This window comes from Antarcticibacterium flavum (assembly GCF_006159205.1).
In the GTDB taxonomy this organism is placed as follows: Bacteria; Bacteroidota; Bacteroidia; order Flavobacteriales; family Flavobacteriaceae; genus Gillisia; species Gillisia flava.
In genome coordinates, this window is the sequence record NZ_CP040812.1 from 2,188,214 (window position 1) to 2,214,353 (window position 26,140).

Genomic DNA, 26,140 nt, shown 5'->3' on the forward strand with positions numbered 1-26,140 from the left:
TGCAATTACATTAATTTTGGGTATTCTCTATTCGGAAACCTACCTGGGTAATTCCTTCCAGGTTTTCGATACCTTGCTCACTGTCGCTTTTGCGCATTGCATGCCTTAGGGTGACTTCATACCGGCCGGGTTCATTGAACCTTACCTGTTCCTTATACCACAACTTATTTTCCTTCACGTCACCAAATCCTGTGCCAAGCCATTCCCCTCCCGGTGCCGCCATTTGATACTCCAGGGTATCTGTGATCACTTTCCCATATGGAAAATGGATCTGGGCTATTAAAAAAAGATTGCTATAGGCAAAATCATTGTTATTTCGAACGTTAATAAACAGGTCGTAATTTTGTAAGGTATCTATATTCTCAAGCTTAAACGTTACAACAGAATCTTTATTCCATGTACCGGGAAGAGATTTGTATTCGTCGAAAACCCGGTCCTTATCACAAGAGGTAACAAAAGCGGCTGCAAGGACAAGCAGCCCACATAAAAAAGATCTATGCATTCTTAGAAGGTTTTCCTTTACGACGCTTTGATTTTCTTCTCTTCTTATTACCAGATCCTTTTGGAGCATCAAAACGGGTAAGACTATCCTGCCCCACCACATTGTTGAAATCTGATTTTGTTTTCTCATCTGCCTCTGCCACTATCTCATATTCCTCAAGGCTGGCAACAGGTTCTTTATCAACATTGGCTTTTATGATCTTATTGGCCTGCTCTGCAGTAAGTTTGTGCCAGTTCATCCAGTCTCCTTCATAGGCATACCATAAATAACCCTGGAAAATGTCTATTTTTTGACATACCGCTGTACCCTTTTTAGTATACAGCTTTATTTCAGTTTTCGGAAAGGCTTTAAGGGCATCCAGATAGGTGTCCAGTTCATAATTCAAACAGCATTTTAGCTTCCCACATTGTCCCGCCAGTTTCTGCGGATTAAGGGATAATTGCTGGTATCGCGCTGCAGAAGTGTTTACAGACCTAAAATCGGTTAACCAGGTAGAGCAACAAAGTTCCCTCCCGCAGGAACCAATTCCTCCCAGCCTGGAGGCTTCCTGCCTGAAGCCTATTTGCCTCATCTCGATACGGGTATTGAATTCCCTGGCAAATTCCTTGATTAGCTGGCGAAAATCCACTCTCTCTTCAGCAGTATAATAAAAGGTAGCCTTGGAAGCATCCCCCTGGAATTCTATATCGCTTATCTTCATGCGCAGGTCCAGCCTTATGGCTATCTCCCGTGCACGCACCTTCATTTTATCTTCCCTGTCACGGGCTTCCTGCCAAACATCTATATCCCTTTGGGAAGCTTTTCTATATATCTTAAGGACCTCATCGCTGTCGCGGCTTACCTTCTTTTTCTTCATTTGCACTCGTACCAGCTCCCCGGTAAGGGTAACAATACCTACATCATGTCCCGGTGAAGCCTCTGTGGCAACAACGTCTCCTATACTTAAACTTAAATTCTCTGTATTTTTAAAAAAGTGCTTTCTCCCGTTCTTGAAACGTACTTCCACGCAATCAAAGGCCTCAACACCATTTGGCAAGGACATATTGGCCAGCCAGTCAAAAACAGTGAGCTTATTACAACCATCTGTACCACATGTGCCATTATTCTTACATCCTTTTGGCTGACCGTCTTTGCCGGTCGAGCAACTTGTACATCCCATATAATATATATTGAAAATCCTGACCTAATTTGCAGGCCGAATTTGATTTGATAATAAAATTAAAAGGTAAATATACCAATATTTATTGGTACGCTATTTTTTTTGATCTTATTACCTACTGCTTGTATTTAAGCACCTCAGATCTTCCTTTTTTAAAGATCTTGTTGCTGTTCGGTATCCCCTTTCTAAGGGCCTTTTGCTCCTCATAAGGAAGCGCGTTGATCTCTTTACAATTGGTGGAGCAGCAATTATCCATGGCCGCGGCACATTCATCACACTGGATGAACAACAGGTGACACGCCTCATTGGCACAATTAACATGTGTATCGCATGGTTTCCCGCACTGGTGACAACTTGCTATAACCTCTGGAGTAATGCGTTCGCTGCGACGGTGATCAAATACAAAGTTCTTACCTATGAATTTATTTTCCAGCTTCATATTTTCCACCTGCCTGGCATATTCAATAATACCCCCCTCCAGCTGAAATACATTTTTAAAGCCTTTATGTTTGTAATAAGCGCTGGCTTTTTCACATCGTATACCACCTGTACAATACATCACAAGGTTCTTATCTTCCTTATGATCCTTAAGATCTTCCTCTATAATATCCAGAGAGTCCCTGAAGGTATCCACATCTGGTGTTATGGCTCCTTTAAAATGGCCAATTTCACTCTCATAGTGATTCCTCATATCCACCAGGATCGTATTAGGATCTTCCAGTAATTGATTAAAGGTGGGGGCATCTACATGAACACCTTTATTTCTTACGTCAAAGGTTTCATCATTAAGCCCATCTGCCACGATCTTCTTCCTCACCTTCACCTTTAATTTAAGGAAGGACATAAGGTCATGCTCGATGGCGATGTTTAACCTAACATTCTCGAGGAAGTAGATACTGTCCAGAAATTCCTTGAATTCATTAAAACGTTTCGCAGGAACAGAAAGCTGGGCATTTATGCCTTCATGGGCCACATAGATACGTCCAAGAACTTCCATTTGGTCCCAGGCAATAAAGAGATAATTTCTAAAAAGATGCGGATTGCCAATTTTGGCGTAGGCGTAAAAAGAAAGAGTGAGCCGGTCTTCCCCGGCCTCCTGTATTAAAGCTGCTCTTTCCTTTGCGCTTAATTTATTGTACAGTTGCATGCTATACCAATTTATTAAGTTAAAGAAAAAATTTTGCGCAAAGATAAAGGTTTAGATCAAGGGAAGAAAAAATGCCCTGAGATTCTTTCCCAGGGCATTTTTCTGAATGGCTAATTCGTTATTATTATTTTTTACTTACTATCATAAAAAACCAATAACGCTTAGCCTCCATCAATCCTGCTACTACAACTTAAAAGAATTGTAGTGGCAGAACCGAATCGATTCAAAATTAAACTCATCTTAAGAAACCTCATATGTCTGCTTCTTTTAATTACTTATTAGATGCAGAATTTTCAAAAAGGTTGCGTGTTAAAATTATAGCGATAGAAAAACTTATAGTATTTTAGCAGCACGCATTTAAAAAAGACAGTCATAAATATGAGCGCAGATAACAAAGAAAAAGAAGCAAAATTAAAGGCCCTTAAGCTTACCCTGGACAAGATGGATAAGACCTATGGCAAGGGAACGGTGATGAAGATGAGTGACCAGGCGATATCTGATGTGGAAGCGATCTCCTCGGGTTCTGTTGGTCTAAATATCGCCCTTGGAGTGGGAGGTTATCCCCGCGGAAGGGTGATCGAGATCTACGGTCCCGAATCATCTGGTAAAACAACATTAACCCTTCACGCCATAGCAGAGGCTCAAAAAAATGGTGGGATCGCAGCTTTTATTGATGCTGAACATGCTTTTGACAGGTTTTATGCTGAAGCTCTTGGCGTAGACCTTGAAAATTTGATCATATCTCAACCAGATAATGGGGAGCAGGCCCTTGAAATAACCGATAATCTTATACGCTCGGGCGCGATAGACATTATCGTAATCGACTCTGTTGCCGCTCTTACTCCCAAAAGTGAGATCGAGGGAGAAATGGGGGATTCAAAAATGGGTCTTCATGCACGGCTTATGTCCCAGGCGTTGAGAAAACTTACTTCCAGTATAAGCAAGACCAATTGCACAGTTATCTTCATTAACCAGTTAAGGGAAAAGATTGGGGTGATGTTTGGAAACCCCGAAACGACTACAGGTGGTAATGCCCTTAAATTCTATGCTTCAGTGAGACTGGATATAAGAAGGTCCACCCAGATCAAGGATGCAGCCAGCAATATCATGGGTAACAAGACCCGGGTGAAAGTGGTGAAAAATAAAGTGGCACCTCCATTTAAAACAGCCGAATTCGATATTATGTATGGGGAAGGCATCTCAAAGATTGGAGAGATCATTGACATTGGAGTAGATTACGAGATCATCAAGAAAAGTGGCTCCTGGTTTAGCTATGAGGATACAAAACTGGGGCAGGGCCGTGATGCGGTGAAAGCTGTATTAAAGGACAATCCAGATCTTATGGATGAACTTGAAGACAAAATTAAAAATGCCATAAAACTGGCAATTGCCTAAAAATATTTTTAAATATTTATAAAAATCCTGCCTTCGGTGGGATTTTTTTATTTGCGTCAACGCAACCCTTTTCGCTATTCTGCATCTGATGAATACAACCTACCGGGGCCACCCGAAGATTATGCGAATGAAGAGACTATTACTGCTTGTTTTTATTACAATCCTTTCCACCGGTTGCAGTAGCGATGATGATGCCGGGGACCTTATGCAAAACCTCGCAAGTGTCCTCTCTGTTGATATGCCCGAAACTTTTGAATTTGGTCAAACCTATGAAATAGAAATATTGTATAAACGGCCTACCTCCTGCCATACATTTACAGGCCTGGATGTCTCCAGGGATGAGAATGAGATCACCATAGGAGTGGTTACAAGTTTTAGAACCAGTAACCCTAATTGTGTGGAAACAGGAAATTTACAGGCCACCTCCGTAATTAATTTTGTTGCAGAACGGGATGATTTTTATATCTTTAAATTCTGGCAGGGACGAAATGCGGCAGGAACAGACCAATTTTTAACTATAGAAGTACCCGTAACCCCGCCAGGAGTAGAGTAATAACTAATATCTCCCGGCATTTGAGTTTAAAGCAACTCATACATAATTGTAAAAAACAGGATATAAAAGCACAGGAACAGCTTTACAGGCTATATGCCAACAAGCTTTTTGCAGTGTGTCTTAAGTATTCCAGTAACTACCAACAGGCAGAAGACAACCTGCAGGATGGTTTTATGACAATTTTTGAGAAAATAAAGCAATACCAGGACAAAGGGTCCTTTGAAGGATGGATGAAGCGTATTATGATAAATACCACCCTTCAGAAATATAGAAAACAAACGGTTTTTGAGATCTTTAGTGAAGAAAATCTCAAAGAACCGGCTCTTGAAATAGATGAGGATACGGTGCCAATGGATTATTTGCTGGAGATCATCCAGGAATTGCCAGACAGGTACCGCCAGGTATTCAACCTGTATGCACTCGACGGTTTTTCCCACAAGGAGATCGCCGAAATGCTGCAAATAACTACCGGCACATCCAAATCTAACCTTGCAAGGGCGAGAATGATTTTAAAAGAAAGAATAGAAGCCAACCAGGTAACAAAGGCGGTTAGTTCGCTGTAGAATGGAAGAAAGAAAGCATATAGACAGGCTATACCAGGAGAAATTCAAGGATTTCGAGGCTACCCCACGCGAGGCGGTCTGGAACAATATATCTGCAAGATTACAGGAAAAGGAACGCAAAAGAAGAAGCGCCTTGCCCCTATGGTACAGGATTGCAGGAGTTGCTGCAGTTTTAGCACTTCTTTTCAACTATGCCAGTGGTCTTTTTAAATCTACCCCGGCATATGAGCAGGCACCGGTCACCTCAACACAGGAACGGCCTTTTGGAGAGCTACGGCTTGTTTCCAGCAGCTACAATGAAAATATGATACGGTCGTCCATAATCCTGCAGGCCATTATGCAGGATACGAAAAATAAGGAGACTATTGAATCGATCACCAATAGTGAAACTGCCACAGGAGAAACTCCTGGAGGAGCAGTTGCAGGATTGGTGAATTACCCTGTTAGAGGAGTTTCAGAGATTCAAAATACAGGCACGGCAAGAATGGCCGTGAACAGCTCTGCTTTCTCCACGCGTGCAATGATTGAGCAGGAGAATAATCCCGACACCCCGGTCCTTCCAAATAATTTACCTGTAAAGAAAAATATTTTTGAAGAAATATCGCTTGTAGAGGAAGAGACCAGCCAGGAAAAGGCCGCTTCCAAAAAGCTTAGGGTAACCACTACTGCAGCCCCGGTATATTTTGAGAATATGGGCAGCGGGAATGCTATAGATGCAAGATTTGCCAATAATGAAAGTGGCGGGGAAGTCTCAATGTCCTACGGTATCAACCTGGCTTATCAAATTTCTGAAAAACTTAAGATCCGTTCCGGTATTAGTAAGGTGGACTTAAGTCATAATACCCGTGGTATTGCATTTACGGCTACTGTCAACCCTTCTGCCCTTAGTGGAATAGATTACAGAGGGGGTGAGATCCCAAAGTATCGAATTGAAAACACGGCGGCAAGACCCTTTGGTAATGCCTATGCCTCTACCGAATTTAATCGTTCCAGCATTGCTGCACCGGCTACGGGGTATCTAAATCAACGCCTTGGGTTCATTGAAGTGCCATTGGAAATCGAATACGTAATAATAGACAAGAAGATTGGGCTTAACATCATTGGGGGTGGAAGTACCCTTTTTCTTGATGAGAATATGATCTCATTAAATTCTTCCAACTTCTCAACAGATCTTGGGCAGGCCAATAACCTTAATAATGTAAGCTTTAGTACAAATATAGGTGTGGGTGTGGATTATAAGATCTCTCCACAATTTCAACTTAACCTGGAGCCTATCTTTAAGTACCAGATCAATACCTATCAAAATTCAACCAACCTGAACCCTTATTTCTTCGGGATCTATTCAGGATTTAGTTTTAAGTTTTAAGATTTACAGGGAAGGGTTTCGCAACTCGCTAAGGATAATATCATAGACCTTATTCTTAAGTTCCCGTTTATCGGCCTGGCTCTTGTTTGCCGTGGGAATAACCTCATGGATCTTTGCCCTCATATTTCCAGGAGAACCTGAAAGGAAGGTATAGGAGAACCTCCTTTTATTATCGTGGAAAGTTATGGGAACAATAGGGATTTGATGGTCAATGGCCAGGCGAAATGCGCCATCCTTAAAGGTCGCCATTTCCAGCTTTTTATCATTGGGTACGCCTCCTTCAGGAAAGATACAAATACTATTTCCTTGTTTAAGCCGGCGTTGAGCTTCAGCAAAAGCCTCCAACCTGCTCCTTTGCGACCCACGGTCTACAAGGATACACGTACGCCTGTAAAAATATCCAAATAAAGGGATACGAGCCAGCTCTACCTTTCCCAGAAAAACAAATGGGTGGTCTACCACAGCAAGCATGAGCATAATATCTGTAATGGAAGTATGGTTGGCTACGAACATATAACTCTTTCCCCTTTCAAGTTTTGCTGAAGATATCTTCTTCGGAAAGAATCCCATTCCATATAAGATACATTTTGCCCATATCCTGGCACATACAAAGTACTGCGGATAAAACCTTTCAGAAGAAGTAAAAAGTATCAAAAAGGGGAACATTACCACAATGGGTAATGCCAGAAGTACATAAAACCATATTCTCCAAATAATGATCGCAATAGACCTTATAACTCCCATATGCGGTAAAAATAGTAAAATGAATTTACCAATTCCATAAAAGAAGTACCTTTGTCAAAATTTAAAAAATCCATGGCAAGAATTCTTACAGGGGTGCAAAGTACGGGCACTCCACACCTGGGAAATTTACTGGGAGCCATTATGCCAGCCATAGAAATGGCCAACAGACCGGAAAATGAATCCTTTTTATTCATTGCTAACCTGCACTCCCTTACTCAAATAAAAAACGCGCAAGCCCTTAAAGAAAACACTTATTCCACAGCAGCCACCTGGCTGGCCTTTGGACTTGATATTGAAAAAACAGTTTTCTACCGGCAAAGCGATATCCCACAGGTTACAGAACTTTCATGGTACCTAAGTTGCTTTTTTCCTTACCAGCGGTTGACCCTGGCCCACTCTTTTAAAGATAAGGCCGACAGGCTTGAGGATGTGAATTCGGGTTTATTTACTTACCCCATGCTTATGGCGGCAGATATTCTCATTTATGATGCTGAAATTGTCCCTGTGGGAAAAGACCAGCTGCAACACCTGGAAATGACCAGGGACGCAGCCTCCCGCTTTCATGCGCAAATGGGAGAAACATTTGTAATGCCGGAAGCTAAGGTGCAGGAAGAAACAAAATATATCCCCGGGACAGATGGGGAAAAGATGAGCAAGTCCAAAGGAAATCTCATTAACCTATTCCTGCCAGATAAAAAACTGCGAAAACAAATCATGGGGATCCAAACAGATAGTACCCCCTTAGAGGAGCCTAAGGATACAGAAACCTGTAATGTCTTTGCCTTATACAAACTTCTTGGGAACGAGGAGCAGGTGAAGGTGATGCGGGCCAACTATGCTTCGGGAGGATTTGGATATGGACATGCAAAGCAGGCCTTGTTTGACCTCATCATTGAAAAATTTGCAAAACAAAGGGAATCCTACAATTATTATATGGACCACCCTGAGGAGATCGAAGCTGCTCTCCAGGTAGGAGCTGAAAAAGCACGGATCGTTGCTAATGAGGTGCTGGAGCGGGTACGGACAAAACTTGGCTACTAGATAGCTTCAAAGAGTTTTCCAGGCAGGGGCCGCACCGCCCCTTTAAGTTCCATTTCCAATAACAGCCCTGCAGCTTTATAGGTTGGAAAACTACAGCCCAGTGCTATAGAATCCAGTTGCTGCTTGCCGGTTGTTTGCAGGTAGTCATAAAGCTGCTGTTCCTGTGGTTCCAGTTCTATAAACAGCTGTTTTTGAACTGCTGCCGGTTTATCCTTTACATCCCAGTTAAGCATATACACCAGGTCTGCCGCACAGGTTAGTAAATGTGCATTTTGGGAACGAATAAGATTGTTACAGCCTTTGCTTTGAGAATCTGTTGGCCTGCCCGGCACCGCAAAAACTTCCCGGTTATAGGAGTTGGCAATATCTGCAGTGACCAGGGAGCCTCCTTTTTCGGCACTCTCAATAACTACCGTTGCTTCACTTATCCCGGCAATGATCCTGTTTCGTTTCAGGAAATTATTACGGTCAAATGCGTGACTACTCCAAAAATCAGTATAAAAGCCGCCGTTCTCCTCTATTTGTGCCACGTATTTCTTATGCACCTTTGGATAGATTTGGTTAAGGCCATGAGCAAGAACTCCAATAGTCTGGAGGCCGTTCTTTACAGCTGCCTTTTGAGCAGTAATATCTACACCATAAGCGAAGCCAGAAACAATAACCGGTTCCAGGGGCGATAATTCCTCAATGAACTGCTCACAGAAGGCAATACCCTGGGTGGTGATCAACCGGGTTCCCACCACACTAATGATTCGCTTGTTCTTAAGGTCTATATTCCCGCTGGAGAACAGCAGGATGGGACCATCTGCACAATGCTTCAGCTTATCTGGATAATCCTTGTCTTTATAGTAGGTGGTTTGTATTTCGTTTTCTTCAATAAACCTTAATTCCTCTTCTGCCAGTTTAAGATATGCGGGGTCTTCCAGGCCTTTCAATTTAATGTCGCCTATCCCGTCTACCTTAAGGAGATTCTGTTTCTTTTCAGAAAATACCTGTTGTGCACTTCCAAGGTGCCTTATGAGTTTTTTGGCGGTACTGTCTCCCAGATTAGGAAGGTTTTGCAGCGCCAGAATATATAGAAGTTCGTTCTTTTCCATAACATCATGCCACGGGTACAGGAAAAAGCCCCTGTAAATCCTGACCAGGCCGGTGGCGGTAAATTTTCAGCAAAATAAGAGAATTAGGGGCAAATAATAAAGTTCTTTTTTACTGATTTTCAGTAATTAACAGTTAATAATTTTGTTGGTATTTCTGCCAAAAAAGATTTGTTAATAAGATATCTTTAGCTAATTTTATCCTGTTCCATAAAATCTTACTTTTGTTTTTATGACTATAGCTTCTCACATCTCCGATTTATTGTACCGTTACGAATGTGTGATCCTGCCAGGATTCGGTGCGTTTTTGACCCAGAAAGAACCGGCTCATTACAATGAAAAGGCACAGGCATTCTATCCGCCTAAAAAAGTGCTTTCGTTTAATGCGCAGCTTAAGAAGAACGATGGCCTTCTAGCCAATTATGTTGCAGATGCCAGGCAAATATCATATCCAGAGGCGGTTTACATGATCGATGAGTATGTTCAAAAATTACATACCCGTTTGGAGGAGAAGCAAACAGTTTCCCTGGAGAACCTTGGAAGTTTTACACTTTCCAGTGAAGACAGCCTTCAGTTTGAGCCTGTTAAGGAAACAAACTATTTAACTGAAGCTTTTGGACTTAGCCAGGTTCCTGCTCTTGAAGTGAAAAGAGAAGCACTTAAAAAGCAGGTTGAGGAACTTGAAGAAAAAACACCATTCCTGTTTACGCCAGAGAGAAGGAACAGCAGGCCATATCTACGATATGCCGCAGTTGGGTTGATCGCTCTTGGCCTCTCGGGCTTTGCAGGGCTTAACCTTTACAGCAACCAGGTGAATGAGCACAATGTGGCAGAACAACAGGCTGCAGAATCTCAACTTCACCAAAAGATCCAGCAGGCAACATTTGTAATTGATAATCCACTGCCTGAAATCACTTTTAAGGTAACCAGGCAAAGCGGTAATTATCATGTAGTTGCCGGAGCTTTTCGAGTTGAGGAAAATGCTCATCAAACCGTAAGCGAACTTAAGGCTGAAGGCCATAAGGCACGCTACATTGGGGAGAACAAATACGGGTTGCACCAGGTGGTTTACAGCAGCCATAAAACCAGGGCCGAAGCTTTACAGACTTTAAGAGAAGTAAAGCAAACCAATGACGGTGCCTGGCTTTTGATACAGGAACTTTAATAGTTCCTTAACTTGTAACAGCAAGTTCTGCGACTTACCTTTGCCAAAAATTTGGCAATGCAGGCAAAATATCCGGAAGACTCAAGAACCACTCTTACAGACCTGGTCTTACCCAGTGAGACTAATCCCCTAAACAATCTTTTTGGAGGCGAACTGCTTGCGCGTATGGACCGTGCGGCAAGTATCGCTGCGCGCAGGCACAGCCGCAGGATCGTGGTAACAGCATCTGTCAACCACGTGGCTTTTAATAAAGCCATTCCCCTGGGAAGCGTGGTAACTGTTGAGGCAGCCGTTTCGAGGGCTTTTAAAAGCTCCATGGAGATCTTTATAGATGTATGGGTGGAAGACAGGGAAAGCGGCCAGCGTTCTAAAGCCAACGAAGCTATTTATACATTTGTAGCCGTAGACGAAACAGGATCCCCTGTAAATGTACCACCACTGGAGCCGCAAACAGAGCTAGAACAAAAAAGATTTGATGCCGCACTAAGAAGAAAGCAATTAAGCCTGGTACTGGCGGGAAAAATGAAGCCGCACGATGCTACAGAGCTTAAGGCCCTTTTTAAGGATTAAATTATCCCCCGGGGTTGTGAAAATTTAACCGCAATCCAAATCCCGGACTCAAAATATAGTGCCGGTTAAAATAATCATCCAATCCAGCAGGGGCCATAATTTTCAGCCTATCGAGCCGTGGTTCCATTTTAAAATAAACGGCCACTGTCTTATTAAACCTGTAAGCTACCTGCACCTGCACCCAATAGGAAGTGCCAGATTCAGAAAACTTATCCTCGGGGCCGTATTTCTGTAATTTAAAGCCCCAAAGCCTGCGGTGGCATGTAAATTCCAGTGCCGGTCCATTTCGTGATAATATCCTGCCGTAAGACCAAAAATGCTAACAGAGGTTTTCTGTATATTCCCAACTGCAGATTGATTTTTTACGCTGCTTCCAAAAATATTAATATGGGTACCTAGGGTAAATTGCGGAAGGAAAAACCAGTTAAAATCAAAAGCAAGACCGGCACCGTCATTATAGTCCTTTGCTAAAAAGGAATTTCCAATTCCTACAGGCCTGAATATTTCCAGATTAAAGAAAACCGTCTCGGGATCATCATTAAAATCATCATTTCCCCCGGGGATTTCCTGTGCATTACAAAAAGTAATGCCACAAAAAAGCAGTAAAAATAATAGTTTAATATTCAAAGCTATACGCATTTACCTGTGGAGTTACAGGAATAGAGATCTCCTGTGGTTCCCTCTCTCCAAGGATGTATTTAAATATGATCTCAGAATCCTCAAGTGTAAGTAAAACCTCTTCTTTAATTCCATCTGAAAGATTATGAGTCCCGCCCTTACTGCCAAAATTCCGCAAGTTCAATGCTGCTTCCTCTTCGTTTTCGGGACTTTGTTCCAACAGGTAGGTGCTTTCAGGATTTCTAAAATCAAGGGTATAAGTCAACTCTTCCGGAGTGCCAGATGTATTTTCCAGCCTTACTGTAAAATTTACCTTCTTTGGCAGATCTATTTCTTCAAGTCTAATAGTTGCCGGACGTTCTCCTTCCGGGTACAAAAAATGTAGAGTAGCAAAATTGTCATTATAAAGTTCCTCATATGGAGGATTAACACTAATGGAAAGCTTCATATTCCTGGAATCAAGAGATATAAAACTAAATTCTCCGGAGGCTGAAGTTCTACCATAGCCAAGTATATGCGAAGGGTGAGAATTAACATAAGTGCCAGATACTCCAAAAGAGACCACCGGGACGCCCCCAATCGGCAGATTTGTATTTAGAACCTTGCCTTCAATCGAAATTCTTTTATCAGAAATAATTCTTACTTTCTCCGGGATACAACTATACAAGGAAATAGTAATTAGTAAAACGCAGAGAATCCTGATCATAGAAAGTAGGAATGTGAGCTAAAATTAGCAAAATAAAATGAAAATTCCTTCTGCGGTAGCTCCGGAAGAATTATAACAGAAATTTCCTCCTTACATCCTCAGGATCCAGTCTGCCGGATCCATTTTATCCATATTCCTGTACATTAGAAAATAAAGGGTGGTCTTACCCGAGCTGCTGTTGGTCGATATCTCCCCAAGGTCCTGCCCAAGGGAAACCTTATCACCTCTTTTTACATACACCTTTCCCAGGTTATTGTATACAGACAGATAATCTCCATGTCTTACCATTACAGCTTTATTGGAGCCGGGAACAGCCTGTACCTCACTAACAGTTCCTCCAAAAACAGCGCGGGCTGTACTGCCCTCATCGGTCTCAATATGAACCCCGTTACTTTCAATAGTAACAGTTCTCACTACCGGGTGGGGTTGTGAACCAAAGCGTCTCACCACCACTCCAGATCGCACAGGCCAGGGTAGTTTACCCTTGTTACTGGCAAAATTGGCTGCCAGGGCTTTAGCCTCTGGCGTAAGCGCATAAGTATCTCTGGAAGTGGAACCACTTTCCTTGTTCTCCCGTGCTATAGATGCTCTAATGATCTCATCGATCTTTTTATCAATTGCGGTAAGTTCCTGTTGTTTCTTCCTTATCTCTGAGGCAAATTGTCCTTCCTTTTGTCTTATGGTCTTAATAAGAGATTGTTGTGATTGCCTGTTCCTTTCCAGTTGGGCCCTTGTTTCTCTGTTTTCAGCTATCAATCTTTCCTTTTGCTTTTTCTGGGCAATAAGACTGGAGTTCAGGGACTGTAATTCCTTCGTACGCTCCTGTATCTCGTCTCCCTGGTTCTTGCGGTAGTTGGCGTACTGTTTCATGTATTGCAGGCGCTTATAAGCCTGTAAAAAGCTCTGTGAGGATAGCAGGAACATGATCCTGCTTTGCTGGGATTTACTTTTATAGGATTTCCCTATCATCTCCCCATAATCTTCTTTAAGCTTTTCCAACTCTTTTCGTAATTGTTGGATTTTATTGGTATTGGAATTTATATCTCTTGTAATGAGATTAGCCTGTTGATTGGTGACCTTAAGCAAATTCTCTGTGGTGCGTATTTGCCGGTTTAGGTCCTCCACCTCTGTAAGTACAGATTTCTCCCGCTGCTTGTTGGTAGTACGAAGGGAATTTATCCTCTTTATCTCCTCCCTTAGTTCTATCCTTCGCTGCTCAAGGTCTTCCCGGGTACTTTGAGAAAAGGCGGGTACCACAGCAAAAAACAGAAATATAAATAAAAGTACCGGGGGTAAAAGCTTTTGTAACTTCATTAGTCGATCACAATTTCGTCATAACCAGATGGGATCTCAAACGGAAAATTCAAATTTTCATTAAAGCTTACTGAGCGCAGGGAAATATCGATATTAGTACCCCTGCCTCCCTCGTTGGCCACGATCTTGATCTCCTCTGGCAGCGTACGTCCTGAAACACGCTGATATTTAGGATAGGTAACGGTAACATTCCTGTTCTCCCTGTCCTGGTTAAGTTGTTGTGCAGAAGCTTTATAATTCTGGGGATCCAGGAGGAACATCTTTCTTATAGCATCGGCTGCGCCATTTGCAGGCACAAGTTGGTAGCCTCTCGAAGATTCTGTAAGTACATACCGGTCCTCCCGAAGGTCATAAATTGCCTGTCCCAGCAAAAGATTTTGAAGCTTATCATAATCCAGCGGGGTGCCCAGCCATTTGCTCAACAGGCTGTAATCTCCATCAAAATAAGTTTTTCCAATTTTCTCAAAATAACTTACCCTGTCCCGGGTGATCAATGCCTTGGCAAGTGGTATACCCAGTAGCTGTGCGCTTATCCAAATGGTCTCATCCTTTTCCATACGAAAGCTTACTGTAACAGATTGAGACCTTTCCTCATCCTGGTAATTGAGCCGCATACGACTGCTTAATGTCTTAAAATCGGCCTGATTATCATAATGCCTGGTTATTACTTCTGCAGTGGCGGCATCTTCGATTTCAGCTGCTTTTTTTCTGCTTCCGCAGGAGGCGGTAAATAGGGTTACTACAAGGATTATAACTATTTTCCTGATCATCTAATTTATTTTATTTTTTAATTCCTTTGCCCGGTCACCAAAATCGGCAGCTTTTGCTGCATCTCCCAGCCCTGTATAGGCTTTGGACAACTGCTCATAGAAATCGGCTTCCATCGCCTCATTCTCTATAACATAATCCAGGCCAAAAGTAAGTATTTCTTCTGCTTTCCTGTATTCTTCCAGCTCAATTAATGCCACCCCCTGTATAAGGAAGAGCACAGGTTGGGCAGGAAAGATCTCCAGGGCTTTCTCACTTAGACTTTCGGCGTCATTATACCTACCCATATCCAATTGAAGAAGCAGGGTATTTCTAAGAAGTTCAAAATTATCAAGATCCTTTTCTATCCCAAGCTCAAAATAACTAAGAGCCTGCTCCTTTTGGTTTTTTATGAGAAAATATTCCCCTAATTTTTGATACACCTGGGGGCTGTTCTCAGCTTCAGAAAAAATATTGATCACCTCTTTTATTTCCTCCTCATATTCCGGATTTGGAGCTGCAAAAAGTAAAAAATCATTTAAAACCCTGAATTTTGATTCTGCATCTATTTCTTCAGCCTTTAAAACAATTTTCATAGATTCCATAGCCTTTCCAGGTTCTCCTTTTTCAAGATAAAATTTATACAGGGCCAGGTGAACCACCTTTGAATTGGGGAATTTCTCAAGCATGTCCTGTGCAGCACCAAAGGCTTCCTGCTCCATCCCCTCTTCGCTATAAACGAAAATTAGGTTAAGATAGTTTGCCTCCTTTTCAGGATTTGTTTCGATAGCCTCCAGCAGGACCTGGATGCGTGCAGGGGTATTATTGGTGATAGCATATACCTGCTGTCTCAACCCCAGGCGGTAATCGGCAATCCCAAGTTCGGCATCCAGCCTGTCCAATAGCTTCAAAAGTTCCTCGTACTGTGAAGATTTCATATAGAGATCTGCCAGGTTATCATAATATCTGGTATTGATGGGAACCAGGTTTTTGGCTATGATAATAGCATTTTCATAATCTTCATTGCGATAAAAGGCATCCATTAGTTCTGCCAGGACCCATTCCTGGTCGGGCTTAAGGCGGTTGGCTTTTTGAAGGCTGCTTATTGCCAGGTCATAATCTTCCAGGAATTTGTAATTCTTTCCCTTTTCAAAATGTACAACTGGATTATTTGGCTGGAGCTTTTCGCATTTTTCCAGGGATGCCAGGGCTCTTTCATAATTCTCTATAGCCTTTTGTTTAAGGGCTTCAAAGAAGTTCTCCTGAAACTCATCTGTCACATTCCCAAGATCGTCCTCATTGGCAACTGTAATTCTTAAAGGCAGACCATCCTCCTGTGCCAGGAGCACAGGGGCAGTAAACCCGAACAGCATAAGAAAAATTACAAGGGCCTTCATCTCTTTCTACATTAATATATTGCCTTTGGGGACAAAGTCCCGGGCCTTTAAAATTATTCCAAAACAGAATAATCCCCAATACTAATCTGGGTAAAATTCCCGTCAAATTTGGCAAAATTACCAATCATCGCGTTGTCCAGCTTTGCATTGCGAACTTCAGCAAACTCTTGGATAAGACTGTTCTTAATTGCGGAATCTTTTATAATACAGCCGTTACCAATAGAAACATTAGGTCCAATTTTGGCATTCACCAGCTCTACATTCTCGCCAATAAAACAAGGCTCTGTGATCTCACTATTGGTGATCTTAACCGAGTTGGAAATAAGTTTTTCGCCATCGCCGTGAAGAAAATTCAACATCCTGCCATTGGTTTCCACGGTTACATCTTTATTCCCGCAGTCCATCCATTCATCAACTTTCCCGGGCACAAACGTGTAGCCTTTTTGTTTCATTGCCTCGATACCATCATTGATTTGGTACTCCCCGCCGCGAATGATATTCTGGTCCAGTACATTTTGCAACTCTCCCTTAAGTACAGCTACATCTTTGAAATAGTAAATTCCTATAACCGCAAGATCTGATACAAACTCTTCTGGTTTCTCCACAAGATCTGTGATCTCCCTTTTCTCATTGAGTTTTACCACTCCATAAGCGCTGGGATTTTCCACCTGTTTTACCCATATCACGGCATCGGCATCCTTGTTCAGGGTGAAGTCTGCTTTGAAAAGCGTATCTGCATAAGCGATCACTGCAGGGCCCTCCAGGGAATCCTTTGCACACATAATTGCGTGTCCTGTCCCAAGAGGTTTATCCTGGTAGTAGATGCTGGCCTTAGCGCCCATAGCTTCTGCTATTTCCTTAAGGTCTGCTTCCACCTTTTCACCAAAATCGGCACCTATGATAAATGCTACTTCATCGATCTTTTCATCAAGGACGCGGGCGATATCCTCTACCAGGCGGTGTACAATTGGTTTTCCTGCTATAGGAATTAGTGGTTTTGGTACTGTAAGTGTATGTGGTCGCAGGCGTGATCCACGTCCTGCCATTGGTACTATGATCTTCATTATTTAAATTTAAACAGGAGATTTAAAAATTTCATTATTTTTTTTATCCTCCCTTTACAATTAATATTCTTTTTATACTGTTCCAGTGCTGCCAAATCCGCCGGCGCCACGAGTGGTCTCTTCGAGGACTTCAACCTCTTCCCATTGTGCGCGTTCGTGTTTAGCGATCACCAGCTGCGCAATACGTTCACCGTTCTCTATCCTGAATTCCTCATTGGAAAGATTCACCAGGATCACTCCTATTTCACCTCTGTAATCGGCATCTACGGTACCAGGAGCATTTAGCACCGTAATACCTTTTTTTGCTGCCAGGCCACTCCTTGGACGCACCTGGGCTTCATAGCCTACCGGCAGTTCAATGAAAAGGCCGGTCTTAATGATGGCCCGCTCCAAAGGTTTTAACGTAACAACTTCAGATATATTGGCTCTAAGGTCCATTCCTGCTGAAGCTTCGGTCTCATAATGCGGTAAATTATGCTGTGACCTGTTTATGATCTTTATTGTCATTTCTGAAAATTATATTTATTGATTTGCTCCTTCTTTCTCTGAAGGATCTATTTTTTATAACTAATTAAAATAAGCTTAGCCTTTTTGAGCTTTAAAATTCTTCCTCGTCATCATCATCCTCTGCATCCCCGGGGAATAGATCATCGTCCTCATCGCTATCCATGATCTCCCCTATTTCCCGAAGGAAAAAATTGGTCTCATCGAGATCAAAATCCTCGGGATCATATTCTCCTCCAACCCATTCTTTAAGTTCTTCATATTCGGGATGAGTTGGATCCTTCAGCACTTCGAGAAGGTAAAGGTAGCCGGGGATACCCCCCACATCTTCAGGAGGGCAATTCATATTTCCTTTAATGCATACCGGGTAGAACTTTTCAGGATCCATAGGCAGCGTTTTTTCAATTTCTATACTGTGCTCCCAGGAATCACCAAAATCGTATTCATAAGTGAATTTTTTAATTCCTTTGGAAATGATTTCGTCCAGGATGATCTCTTCAGAATCTATCATTTCTGAAGCTCCAAAGCCATAGTCATCCATCTCCTCATCTATCACCCCAATCTTATATCCATCTACCTTGAATTCATATAAGTGGTAAATACCCCAGCCCATACTAAGCTGTATAGTATAATGCAGCTCTTCAAAGCTAATAGCACTATCTACCAGAACCCTTCTCCATATAGGAGGTTTGCTGTTCTTAAGAACTATTTTTATTTGCACAGCTGTATCTTTGCTCATTTAGGGTGGTATTAGGACATTATACGTCTTAACTGGTTCTTTTCCAGGAAAATTATACTCGCCAGGAACAAAATTACAAAAGCTGTTCCTGTCAAATAATCTTCCCGGAAGAAAATATAGGAAATAAAAGAGATCACAATAGAGATCAACAGGTATAATCCAATTTTTTTTAAGTTATAAGGTACGGGATAATATTTTCTACCCAAAAAATAGGAAATTACCATCATACTGCCATAAGCCGCGAGGGTGGCCCAGGCTGCTGCCATGAAACCTATAATGGGAATAAATATAAGATTAAATACTATTGTTACTATTGCTCCAAAAATAGAGATATACATCCCTATCCTTGTCTTATCTGTAAGCTTATACCATACGGAAAGGTTGTGGTAAATTCCCAAAAAGAGATTGGCGAGCAGTACCACAGGGACAATGGAAATGGTGATCCAGTAATCCTCATCACGAATGATCAACTTTTTGAAGAGATCTATATATACTACCAGGACCACAAGGATGAGGCTTCCTGCAATTACGAAATACTGTAGGATAAGGGCATAGGTCTCGCGCGCATTTTCTTTTTTGGCGTGATTAAAGAAAAAAGGCTCTGCTCCCATTTTGAAGGCCTGAATAAAGATCATCATGAAAACAGCAAGTTTGTAACAGCCGGCGTATGCCCCCATCACTTGGGGTGAGATCATATCCTTAAGAAGAAGTTTATCAAGATTTTCATTTATAACAAATGCAAGCCCTGCGACCATTATGGGCCAGCCGTATTTCCACATTTGTTTAAAGATGCTATAGCTGTATTCGATCTTTGTATTGAAAAAATATGGTAAAAGGATAAGAAAAGTCACCGCGCTCGCCACAAGGTTTGCAAGGAAAATATATCCTACTTTATCTGCCTCTGTATAGTTTGAAAGAACAAGCTCTGGCGATAGGTTTGGAAATTGTGCCACAAACCATAGGAAATAGAAGTTAAGCAATACTACCACGCCAATGTTGATGATCTTGACAGTGGCAAATTTCAAAGGCCTCCCCTGTGCCCTTAAATAAGCGAACGGAACCACAACCAGGGTATCCAGTGCCAGGATACCTAAGAGGTAATTAAAATACACCGGTTGCAGGTCTACAAGCCCGGTGATCCATTCCCTAAAGGTAAAAACCACCAGGAAAAAGATTATTGTAGTAACCGTTAAACTGATAAAAGCTGTTGAAAACACCTTTGCTTTTTCCTTTGAATGGCTAAAAAACCTGAAAAAGGCTGTTTCCATCCCATAGGTAAGTACCACGTTAAAAAAAGCTGCCCAAACATAGAAGGTGGTATTGATTGAATATCCGGCGGTGCCTAGCGCAAAGGTATGGAGCGGCACCAGGATAAAATTCATGAGCCGCGGCAATACCGTTGCAAATCCATAAACAATTGTATCCTGGAAAAACCGTTTTAGGGTACTCAAAAGCTTTTTTTGGTTTAGAGCTTAAATATCCTAAATTCCGGACAAACTTACCGTAATGTGCAGGTTTTTTTAAGGGAGTTTCTACTATCGTTGCTCTATACCGGTGATCTTGTAGAACTTTGTACTGTTATTCTCTGTAAAGACAATTAAAGCTTCATCCTCATCGAGGTCAAACGGAGGTTTTTCATGCACTTCAGGAACCTTGTTACCATATTCCTTCTTTGGATCCTCGTGCATTATGATATCCCGCTTCCCTGTATCAAAATTGGCCATATAAACTCCAGGCCTTTCGGGATGTACTTCAAGGGGAGCCTTCCTTCCTCTAAAATATACGCTGTTAAGCTCTACCCTCTCCGTCTGAATTGAACTCACAGGAATAAATAACTGGACTGAAGCAGCATTGGTAGTGAAATATGCCGGTTGAAACTGCGCGGGTGCTTTTTCCTGTAATCCTTTATTTCCAGCACAACTGCTGAAAAGGACAAGGGTAAATACCAAACCGATATAAGGTAATAGATTTTTCATGTGGTCTTCTTTTAGAGGGTTCTCTCAAGGCTAAAACAGCCTTGCGATATAAAGGTATAAAACAAATTGCATGCCAAAAGAAAAACCCTGCTTTTTACAACAGGGTTTTAAAGGGTAAGTTTATATTATTTCGCCCCGAAATGTGGTGCAGTTCAATAATTTTTCTAATTATTAAGAGCCTCGGCACCACCAACAATCTCAAGGATCTCATTGGTAATAGATGCCTGTCTCGCTTTGTTGTAGGACAGCTTAAGAGAGTTCCTAAGATCTGTAGCATTATCTGTGGCCTTGTGCATCGCGGTCATACGTGCACCGTGCTCTGCCGCAAGGGAATCGCTCATCGCCTTGTAAAGTTGCATCTTTAAAGATTTTGGAATAAGGTCCTTTACGATCTCCTCTTTGGAAGGTTCAAAAATATAATCCAGGGTTACGTTCTCATCTGTTTTAAATTGCTGTATAGGCAAAAATTGCTCTGTAGTAACAATTTGAGTAGCTGCATTCTTAAACTGGTTATATATGATAGCGATCTCATCAAATTTCTCATCTACGAACAATTCCATAAGCTCCTCAGCAATTTCAGCCACATGCTCATAGTCCAGGTTATCATATATCGCACTGTTGGTCTTTGAGATAGTGAAAGTCTTTTTCAATACATCATTTGCCTTTTTACCCAGGGTAAGAAGTTCCACATCCTTCCCTGCATAGGTAGTAGAAGCAAGTTCCCTCACCCCTTTAACGATATTAGTATTGAACGCCCCTGCAAGCCCCCTGTTGGAGGAGATCGCAACGATCAACACTTTCTTCACCTCCCTTTTTTCAGAATACTTGCTCCCTGCATCCTCTTCCATGGTCGCGCTAAGGCTTTGCAATAACTCTGTCAACTTTTCAGAATAAGGCCGCATTGCAGTAATCGCATCCTGTGCCTTGCTCAACTTAGCGGCAGATACCATTTTCATGGCGCTGGTGATTTGCATCGTAGATGATACCGATGTAATCCTGCTGCGTAATTCTTTTAAGTTTGCCATTTTTATTTTAGTATTGAGTATTGAGATATTAGATATTAGATCTAAATCTCAATACTTATAATTCAACTTTGAAACAGAAAAGGAGTATCTCATTACTCAATTCTCTATACTCAATACTACTTCTTATACTTTGCTGAAAGTTCCTTCGCTACATTCGTAAGCGTATCTGTGATCTCGTCTGTAAGCTTTCCGGCTTTTAGGCCATCAAGGACATCACGGTGTTTCATATTAAGGAACTCAAGATATTCTTTCTCAAATTCTTTAACCCTTTCTACAGGAACCGCTCTTAGAAGGTTCTTGGAACCTGCAAAGATGATCGCTACCTGCTCTTCAACCGGGAATGGATCATTTTCTGCCTGCTTTAGGATCTCCACGTTTCTCTTACCTTTCTCAATAACGCTCATTGTGGCAGCATCAAGGTCTGACCCAAACTTGGCGAATGCTTCAAGTTCACGGTACTGCGCCTGGTCCAGTTTAAGGGTACCGGCAACTTTTTTCATAGACTTGATCTGTGCACTACCACCCACACGTGATACAGAGATACCCACATCGATCGCAGGACGAACCCCCGAGTTGAAAAGATCTGAGGTTAAGAATATCTGCCCGTCTGTAATCGAAATTACGTTGGTTGGGATATATGCAGAAACGTCTCCCGCCTGAGTCTCAATAAGAGGAAGTGCAGTTAACGATCCACCACCTTTTACAAGATGCTTAATAGAATCTGGCAGGTCATTCATTTCACTCGCGATCTTATCATCGTTGATCACTTTTGCAGCACGCTCCAGTAACCTTGAGTGAAGGAAGAAAACGTCTCCAGGGTACGCTTCACGTCCCGGTGGGCGACGTAATAAAAGAGATACCTCACGGTAAGCTACCGCTTGTTTTGAAAGGTCATCATACACGATAAGTGCAGGACGTCCAGTATCCCTGAAATATTCCCCAATTGCAGCACCTGCAAACGGAGCATATACCTGCATAGGAGCAGGATCTGATGCGTTTGCGGCCACTATCGTTGTATAGGCAAGAGCTCCCTTGTCTTCAAGAACCTTTGCAATCCCTGCAACGGTAGAAGCTTTTTGTCCTATAGCAACATATATACAAAATACAGGCTCACCTGCATCGTAAAATTCCTTTTGGTTAAGGATAGTATCAATACACACCGCGGTCTTACCCGTTTGGCGGTCACCAATTACCAATTCCCTTTGTCCTCTTCCTACTGGTACCATTGCATCAATAGCCTTGATCCCTGTTTGAAGTGGCTCTGTTACAGGCTCCCTGTAAATTACTCCCGGTGCTTTACGCTCCAGTGGCATTTCAAAAGTCTCTCCCTGGATAGGTCCCTTACCATCGATTGGATTTCCAAGGGTATCGATTACCCTTCCGGTAATACCTTCACCTACCCTAATAGAAGCAATGCGCTCGGTTCTTTTTGCAACAGACCCTTCTTTGATATCTTTTGATGGTCCTAAAAGCACTACCCCTACATTATCTTCCTCCAGGTTTAATACAATTCCTTCAAGTCCGCTTTCAAATTCCACCAATTCACCATACTGGGCATTACCCAAACCGTAAATACGTGCAATACCATCTCCCACGGTAAGTACTGTACCCACCTCATCAAGAGAAGCCTTTGCTTCAAAACCTGAAAGTTGTTTTTTTAATATTGCTGAAACTTCAGCAGGATTTACTTCGGCCATAATATTTGGAATAAAATTGGCACGTCTAAAGCGTACCTGTTTTAATTAAATTTGTGATGTATATGTGTTGTTTTTGAACTCTCTCTTCAGGTTGCTGAAATTCCTCGCAACGCTTGCATTATATTGCAGGTCTCCAATTCTAAGGATAAAACCTCCAATAATAGAGGGATCAACAACATTCTTTATAGTTGCACTGTTACCGGTGATCTCCTTGATCTTAGCCTGTATCTTTTCTTCCAGGGAAGCATCAAGAGGAATAGCAGTGGTCACAGTAGCAATTTGTATATTATTAAGCTCATTATACAAGAGCATATATTTTTGAGCCACGTGCTTTAAAATCGAGATACGGTTGTTCTCTAACAGGATATCAAAAGCTCCAAGGGTAACCGCGTGGGAATTCTTGAAGATCTCTGTCAATGCATTTTTCACAAGACTGGATTTTACCACCGGGCTGGAAAGAACATCCTGTAGCTCGTTACTTGCGGTAATGGTTTTGGAAATAGTTTCCATATCACCATACACTGCTTCAGAGGCATTTTGTTCCTTTGCAAGGTCTAATATTGCCCTTGCGTATCTTTGTGCTGCTCTGGTCCCTTTCATTATTTTAGTTTAAGGTAACATCTTCCAGCATAGTCTCAACCAGCTTGTGCTGCTTCTCCTTACTGGATAATTCTTCCCGTACTACTTTTTCAGCGATTTGAAGAGACAGGGTTGCAACCTGGTTCTTGATCTCTGCCATAGCAGCATTCTTTTCATTCTCAATGGTCACCTGTGCCTGGGCTACGATCTTATTGGCTTTAAGTTGTGCTTCAGTCGCAGCATCGTTGATCACCTTTTCCTTGATCTCCCTGGCTTCTTTAAGGATCGCATCACGCTCAACACGTGCTTCCTGCAATAGCTTCTCATTGTCTGCCTGCAAATTCTGCATTTCCTTCCTGGCCTCTTCAGCAGATGCCAGTGCGTTGTTAATAGAATCTTCCCTCTCCTTAACAGCACCAAGAATAGGCTTCCAGGCAAATTTTGCCATTATAAAGATAAGAACCAGAAAAACTACGGTTTGCCAAAAAAATAAGCCAACCTCAGGAGTTATTAAATCCATAATTAATTATATATATAAATTTTTAATCAATAACATTAATTAAAACCAGTTCCCAACCAACCGTTGGGAACCGGTTCTTAAACTTAAGGACTAAGCAGGTACAGTAAGTACCCCTAGTAATGCAGCAACAACTCCAAAAAGGGCAACACCCTCTACAAGAGCCGCAGCAATAATCATAGCAGTCTGGATCTTTCCAGAAGCTTCTGGCTGGCGAGCGATGGCATCCATTGCAGATCCACCAATTCTACCAACACCAATAGCAGCTCCAATAACTGCAAGACCAGCTCCTAATGCGGCAAGTCCAATGTGTAAATACTCCATAGTAATTAAATTAAAAATTAAAATTAATGATGTTCATGTTCCTCAACCGCCATCCCGATGAACAGGGCAGACAGCATTGTAAAAATAAACGCTTGTAGGAATGCAACCAGCAATTCCAGTACTGTTATAAATAGTGCAAAAGGAACCGAGATCCCGGCAACTCCGGCACTTTCCAAAATGAATATTAAAGCAAGTAAGCTTAAGATGATAATATGTCCTGCCGTAATGTTGGCAAAAAGACGAATCATAAGAGCGATAGGTTTAATGAACAACCCCATCACTTCCACCACAGCAAGAATAGGTTTCACGAATGTTGGAATACCTGGCATCCAGAAAACGTGTTTCCAGTAGTCCTTGTTCCCATTGATAAATATCAAAGCAAGAGTGAATAAACCAAGAGAAACAGTAACGGCGATATTTCCGGTTACGTTTGCTGCCCCGGGTAGCAATCCAAGCAGATTGGTGATCCAAATGAAGAAGAACACAGTTAAAAGGAACGGCATAAACTTCATATATTTTTTCTCACCAATTTGAGGGATAGCAATATCGTCACGAACAAATAACACAAGACTCTCTAAAACGTTATTAAAGCCCTTAGGCGCCTGCTTATTCTTTTTGTGGTAGTTGGCCAGTGAAAAGAAGAACCAGAGCATCAGGATCACAGTAATGAACATTGCAGCCACATTCTTTGTTATCGAGAAATCCCAAGGCTTGCCGGCATTGACAGGATACCCATCCTCTCCAAATTCCAAAGCTGTTTCCCCATCCTCAAGGCGGTAGATCTTTTCATGATAGTTCACGAAACTCATTCCATTTTTTTCCACAATTACCTGCCCTTCAAGATCGTGGTTAAAATTGCTGGACATAAATGTCACAAATCCATTATCTGTATATAAAATAACAGGAAGGGGTAAGGTATAGGAATGATCTCCTTCCCCAAAAAAGTGCCATTCGTGAGCATCACCAATGTGGTGCATGATCATATCTGTAGCATTAAATTTTTCTGAAGCTTCCTTTACAGCGCTGCCTTCTTCCTGTGAAAAGGAAAGAAAAGGAAGAATAGCCAGTGCAAATGTCACTATAATCTTCAAAGATTTTTGTGCTGTCATAGTCCTGTTAAACTTAATAATTGTGGGCTCAAAATTTCCGTGCAAAGGTATGCTTTTAATTCTTATCTAAAAGCCCCCGATTATTTTTTTTGCCTCTTTTGCAATTTTTATGAAGCTTATTGAGTGCCAATTCCTTATTTCGCATTTATTAGCCTCACTGCATAAAAAGTTTCAAAAACCAGGTAGAGGAAGTAGGGAACAAAAAAACTGAGTAAATCTCCAAATGCATTACCGGTGTGGTTTAACAACATTGGAAGAAGAAAGATTATGGCCGCAAGCATTTTAAGAAAACTGGCTCCCATAAAGGCAAAGCCTGTTTTATCCCTGAAATTATGATAGATCAATACCAATATCAAATAAATGAGAAAGGTCGCAAAAAAATGAAATAAATAGATCGCATAGGTAGGATAGAAAAAATCATATTCTTCCAGAGCGAAATTTATGAGAAGATATTGAGCAATAAAAAGAAACAGGGTAAGCGGCAGGAGCACTGCCAGGAACTTCAAGAGTTGGTTTTTCATATTT

Annotated in this window: 29 protein-coding genes; 7 read left to right on the forward strand and 22 right to left on the reverse strand. The window is 41.8% G+C overall.

Features of this window, described 5'->3' with window-relative positions:
- Positions 1-10: 10 nt before the first annotated feature.
- The 3 genes from FHG64_RS09215 to trhO form a co-directional block, all read right to left on the reverse strand.
- Complete coding sequence (locus FHG64_RS09215) at positions 11-502, reverse strand: gliding motility lipoprotein GldH (protein ID WP_139066124.1); 492 nt, start codon at positions 500-502, stop codon at positions 11-13.
- On the reverse strand, positions 495-1,661 hold the full coding sequence (locus FHG64_RS09220; RefSeq protein ID WP_139066125.1) for a PSP1 domain-containing protein: 1,167 nt from the start codon (positions 1,659-1,661) through the stop codon (positions 495-497). Before FHG64_RS09220 ends, FHG64_RS09215 begins: the two co-directional genes overlap by 8 nt.
- 115 nt (positions 1,662-1,776) lie before the next feature.
- Complete coding sequence (gene trhO / locus FHG64_RS09225; protein WP_139066126.1) at positions 1,777-2,808, reverse strand: oxygen-dependent tRNA uridine(34) hydroxylase TrhO; 1,032 nt, start codon at positions 2,806-2,808, stop codon at positions 1,777-1,779.
- 378 nt (positions 2,809-3,186) lie between these two features.
- On the opposite strand from trhO, the gene recA reads away from it, so the two are divergent.
- From recA to FHG64_RS09245, 4 genes are all read left to right on the forward strand, one after another.
- Positions 3,187-4,203: a recombinase RecA gene (gene recA, locus FHG64_RS09230; RefSeq protein ID WP_139066127.1), complete on the forward strand. Its 1,017-nt coding sequence runs from the start codon at positions 3,187-3,189 to the stop codon at positions 4,201-4,203.
- Between the two features lie 127 nt (positions 4,204-4,330).
- Positions 4,331-4,756: a hypothetical protein gene (locus FHG64_RS09235; protein ID WP_139066128.1), complete on the forward strand. Its 426-nt coding sequence runs from the start codon at positions 4,331-4,333 to the stop codon at positions 4,754-4,756.
- Between the two features lie 20 nt (positions 4,757-4,776).
- Entirely contained in the window at positions 4,777-5,319 is a 543-nt protein-coding gene (locus FHG64_RS09240) for an RNA polymerase sigma factor (RefSeq protein ID WP_139066129.1), read from the forward strand.
- 1 nt (position 5,320) lies between these two features.
- Positions 5,321-6,685: a PorT family protein gene (locus tag FHG64_RS09245; RefSeq protein WP_139066130.1), complete on the forward strand. Its 1,365-nt coding sequence runs from the start codon at positions 5,321-5,323 to the stop codon at positions 6,683-6,685.
- Positions 6,686-6,688: 3 nt separating this feature from the next.
- On the opposite strand, the gene FHG64_RS09250 is transcribed toward FHG64_RS09245, so the two are convergent.
- Entirely contained in the window at positions 6,689-7,429 is a 741-nt protein-coding gene (locus tag FHG64_RS09250) for a lysophospholipid acyltransferase family protein (protein ID WP_139066131.1), read from the reverse strand.
- Between the two features lie 72 nt (positions 7,430-7,501).
- On the opposite strand from FHG64_RS09250, the gene trpS reads away from it, so the two are divergent.
- Positions 7,502-8,470, forward strand: a complete 969-nt coding sequence (trpS, locus tag FHG64_RS09255; RefSeq protein WP_139066132.1) for a tryptophan--tRNA ligase — start codon at positions 7,502-7,504, stop codon at positions 8,468-8,470.
- Here the strand turns inward: trpS and dprA are convergent.
- Positions 8,467-9,567, reverse strand: coding sequence for a DNA-processing protein DprA (gene dprA / locus FHG64_RS09260; RefSeq protein WP_139066133.1), 1,101 nt, complete (start codon positions 9,565-9,567; stop codon positions 8,467-8,469). The two genes, trpS and dprA, sit on opposite strands and share 4 nt — an antisense overlap.
- Positions 9,568-9,796: 229 nt before the next feature.
- Between dprA and FHG64_RS09265 the strand changes: the two genes are divergently transcribed.
- Together FHG64_RS09265 and FHG64_RS09270 are read left to right on the forward strand one after the other, a co-directional pair.
- Positions 9,797-10,729: an HU domain-containing protein gene (locus FHG64_RS09265; protein ID WP_139066134.1), complete on the forward strand. Its 933-nt coding sequence runs from the start codon at positions 9,797-9,799 to the stop codon at positions 10,727-10,729.
- A 57-nt stretch (positions 10,730-10,786) separates the two neighbouring features.
- On the forward strand, positions 10,787-11,299 hold the full coding sequence (locus FHG64_RS09270; RefSeq protein ID WP_139066135.1) for an acyl-CoA thioesterase: 513 nt from the start codon (positions 10,787-10,789) through the stop codon (positions 11,297-11,299).
- 165 nt (positions 11,300-11,464) lie between these two features.
- On the opposite strand, the gene FHG64_RS09275 is transcribed toward FHG64_RS09270, so the two are convergent.
- The 17 genes from FHG64_RS09275 to FHG64_RS09355 all read right to left on the reverse strand — a co-directional run bounded on the left by FHG64_RS09275 (position 11,465) and on the right by FHG64_RS09355 (position 26,136).
- On the reverse strand, positions 11,465-11,926 hold the full coding sequence (locus FHG64_RS09275; protein WP_168191343.1) for a hypothetical protein: 462 nt from the start codon (positions 11,924-11,926) through the stop codon (positions 11,465-11,467).
- The gene (locus FHG64_RS09280) at positions 11,916-12,623 is read right to left on the reverse strand and encodes a hypothetical protein (RefSeq protein WP_139066137.1); all 708 of its coding nucleotides are present in this window, start codon (positions 12,621-12,623) and stop codon (positions 11,916-11,918) included. The genes FHG64_RS09275 and FHG64_RS09280 overlap by 11 nt, the downstream gene beginning before the upstream one ends.
- A 90-nt stretch (positions 12,624-12,713) precedes the next feature.
- A complete protein-coding gene (locus tag FHG64_RS09285) occupies positions 12,714-13,937 on the reverse strand; it encodes a murein hydrolase activator EnvC family protein (RefSeq protein WP_139066138.1) in 1,224 nt (407 codons plus the stop codon).
- Positions 13,937-14,707, reverse strand: a complete 771-nt coding sequence (locus FHG64_RS09290; protein WP_139066139.1) for a DUF4292 domain-containing protein — start codon at positions 14,705-14,707, stop codon at positions 13,937-13,939. The genes FHG64_RS09285 and FHG64_RS09290 overlap by 1 nt, the downstream gene beginning before the upstream one ends.
- Positions 14,708-16,081, reverse strand: a complete 1,374-nt coding sequence (locus FHG64_RS09295) for a tetratricopeptide repeat protein (protein ID WP_139066140.1) — start codon at positions 16,079-16,081, stop codon at positions 14,708-14,710.
- 53 nt (positions 16,082-16,134) lie between these two features.
- Positions 16,135-17,145: a sugar phosphate nucleotidyltransferase gene (locus tag FHG64_RS09300; protein ID WP_139066141.1), complete on the reverse strand. Its 1,011-nt coding sequence runs from the start codon at positions 17,143-17,145 to the stop codon at positions 16,135-16,137.
- A gap of 72 nt (positions 17,146-17,217) precedes the next feature.
- Positions 17,218-17,652 (reverse strand): dUTP diphosphatase, encoded by a 435-nt coding sequence (gene dut / locus FHG64_RS09305; RefSeq protein WP_139066142.1) that lies wholly within the window; start codon positions 17,650-17,652, stop codon positions 17,218-17,220.
- 91 nt (positions 17,653-17,743) lie between these two features.
- On the reverse strand, positions 17,744-18,388 hold the full coding sequence (locus FHG64_RS09310) for a plasmid pRiA4b ORF-3 family protein (RefSeq protein WP_139066143.1): 645 nt from the start codon (positions 18,386-18,388) through the stop codon (positions 17,744-17,746).
- Between the two features lie 11 nt (positions 18,389-18,399).
- Entirely contained in the window at positions 18,400-19,839 is a 1,440-nt protein-coding gene (locus FHG64_RS09315) for an oligosaccharide flippase family protein (protein ID WP_139066144.1), read from the reverse strand.
- Between the two features lie 84 nt (positions 19,840-19,923).
- Positions 19,924-20,364, reverse strand: a complete 441-nt coding sequence (locus FHG64_RS09320; protein WP_139066145.1) for a hypothetical protein — start codon at positions 20,362-20,364, stop codon at positions 19,924-19,926.
- A 164-nt stretch (positions 20,365-20,528) separates the two neighbouring features.
- Entirely contained in the window at positions 20,529-21,389 is an 861-nt protein-coding gene (gene atpG / locus FHG64_RS09325) for an ATP synthase F1 subunit gamma (RefSeq protein ID WP_139066146.1), read from the reverse strand.
- Positions 21,390-21,505: 116 nt separating this feature from the next.
- Positions 21,506-23,086: a F0F1 ATP synthase subunit alpha gene (atpA, locus tag FHG64_RS09330; RefSeq protein ID WP_139066147.1), complete on the reverse strand. Its 1,581-nt coding sequence runs from the start codon at positions 23,084-23,086 to the stop codon at positions 21,506-21,508.
- Positions 23,087-23,131: 45 nt separating this feature from the next.
- Positions 23,132-23,686, reverse strand: coding sequence for an ATP synthase F1 subunit delta (atpH, locus tag FHG64_RS09335; RefSeq protein ID WP_139066148.1), 555 nt, complete (start codon positions 23,684-23,686; stop codon positions 23,132-23,134).
- Positions 23,687-23,690: 4 nt separating this feature from the next.
- Entirely contained in the window at positions 23,691-24,185 is a 495-nt protein-coding gene (locus FHG64_RS09340) for a F0F1 ATP synthase subunit B (protein ID WP_139066149.1), read from the reverse strand.
- A 90-nt stretch (positions 24,186-24,275) separates the two neighbouring features.
- Positions 24,276-24,506 carry an ATP synthase F0 subunit C gene (atpE, locus tag FHG64_RS09345; RefSeq protein WP_006989078.1) on the reverse strand — a complete coding sequence of 77 codons (231 nt, stop codon included), beginning with the start codon at positions 24,504-24,506 and terminating at the stop codon, positions 24,276-24,278.
- Between the two features lie 23 nt (positions 24,507-24,529).
- Positions 24,530-25,615, reverse strand: a complete 1,086-nt coding sequence (gene atpB / locus FHG64_RS09350) for a F0F1 ATP synthase subunit A (RefSeq protein WP_139066150.1) — start codon at positions 25,613-25,615, stop codon at positions 24,530-24,532.
- A gap of 134 nt (positions 25,616-25,749) precedes the next feature.
- Entirely contained in the window at positions 25,750-26,136 is a 387-nt protein-coding gene (locus tag FHG64_RS09355; protein ID WP_168191344.1) for a hypothetical protein, read from the reverse strand.
- Between the last annotated feature and the right edge of the window lie 4 nt (positions 26,137-26,140).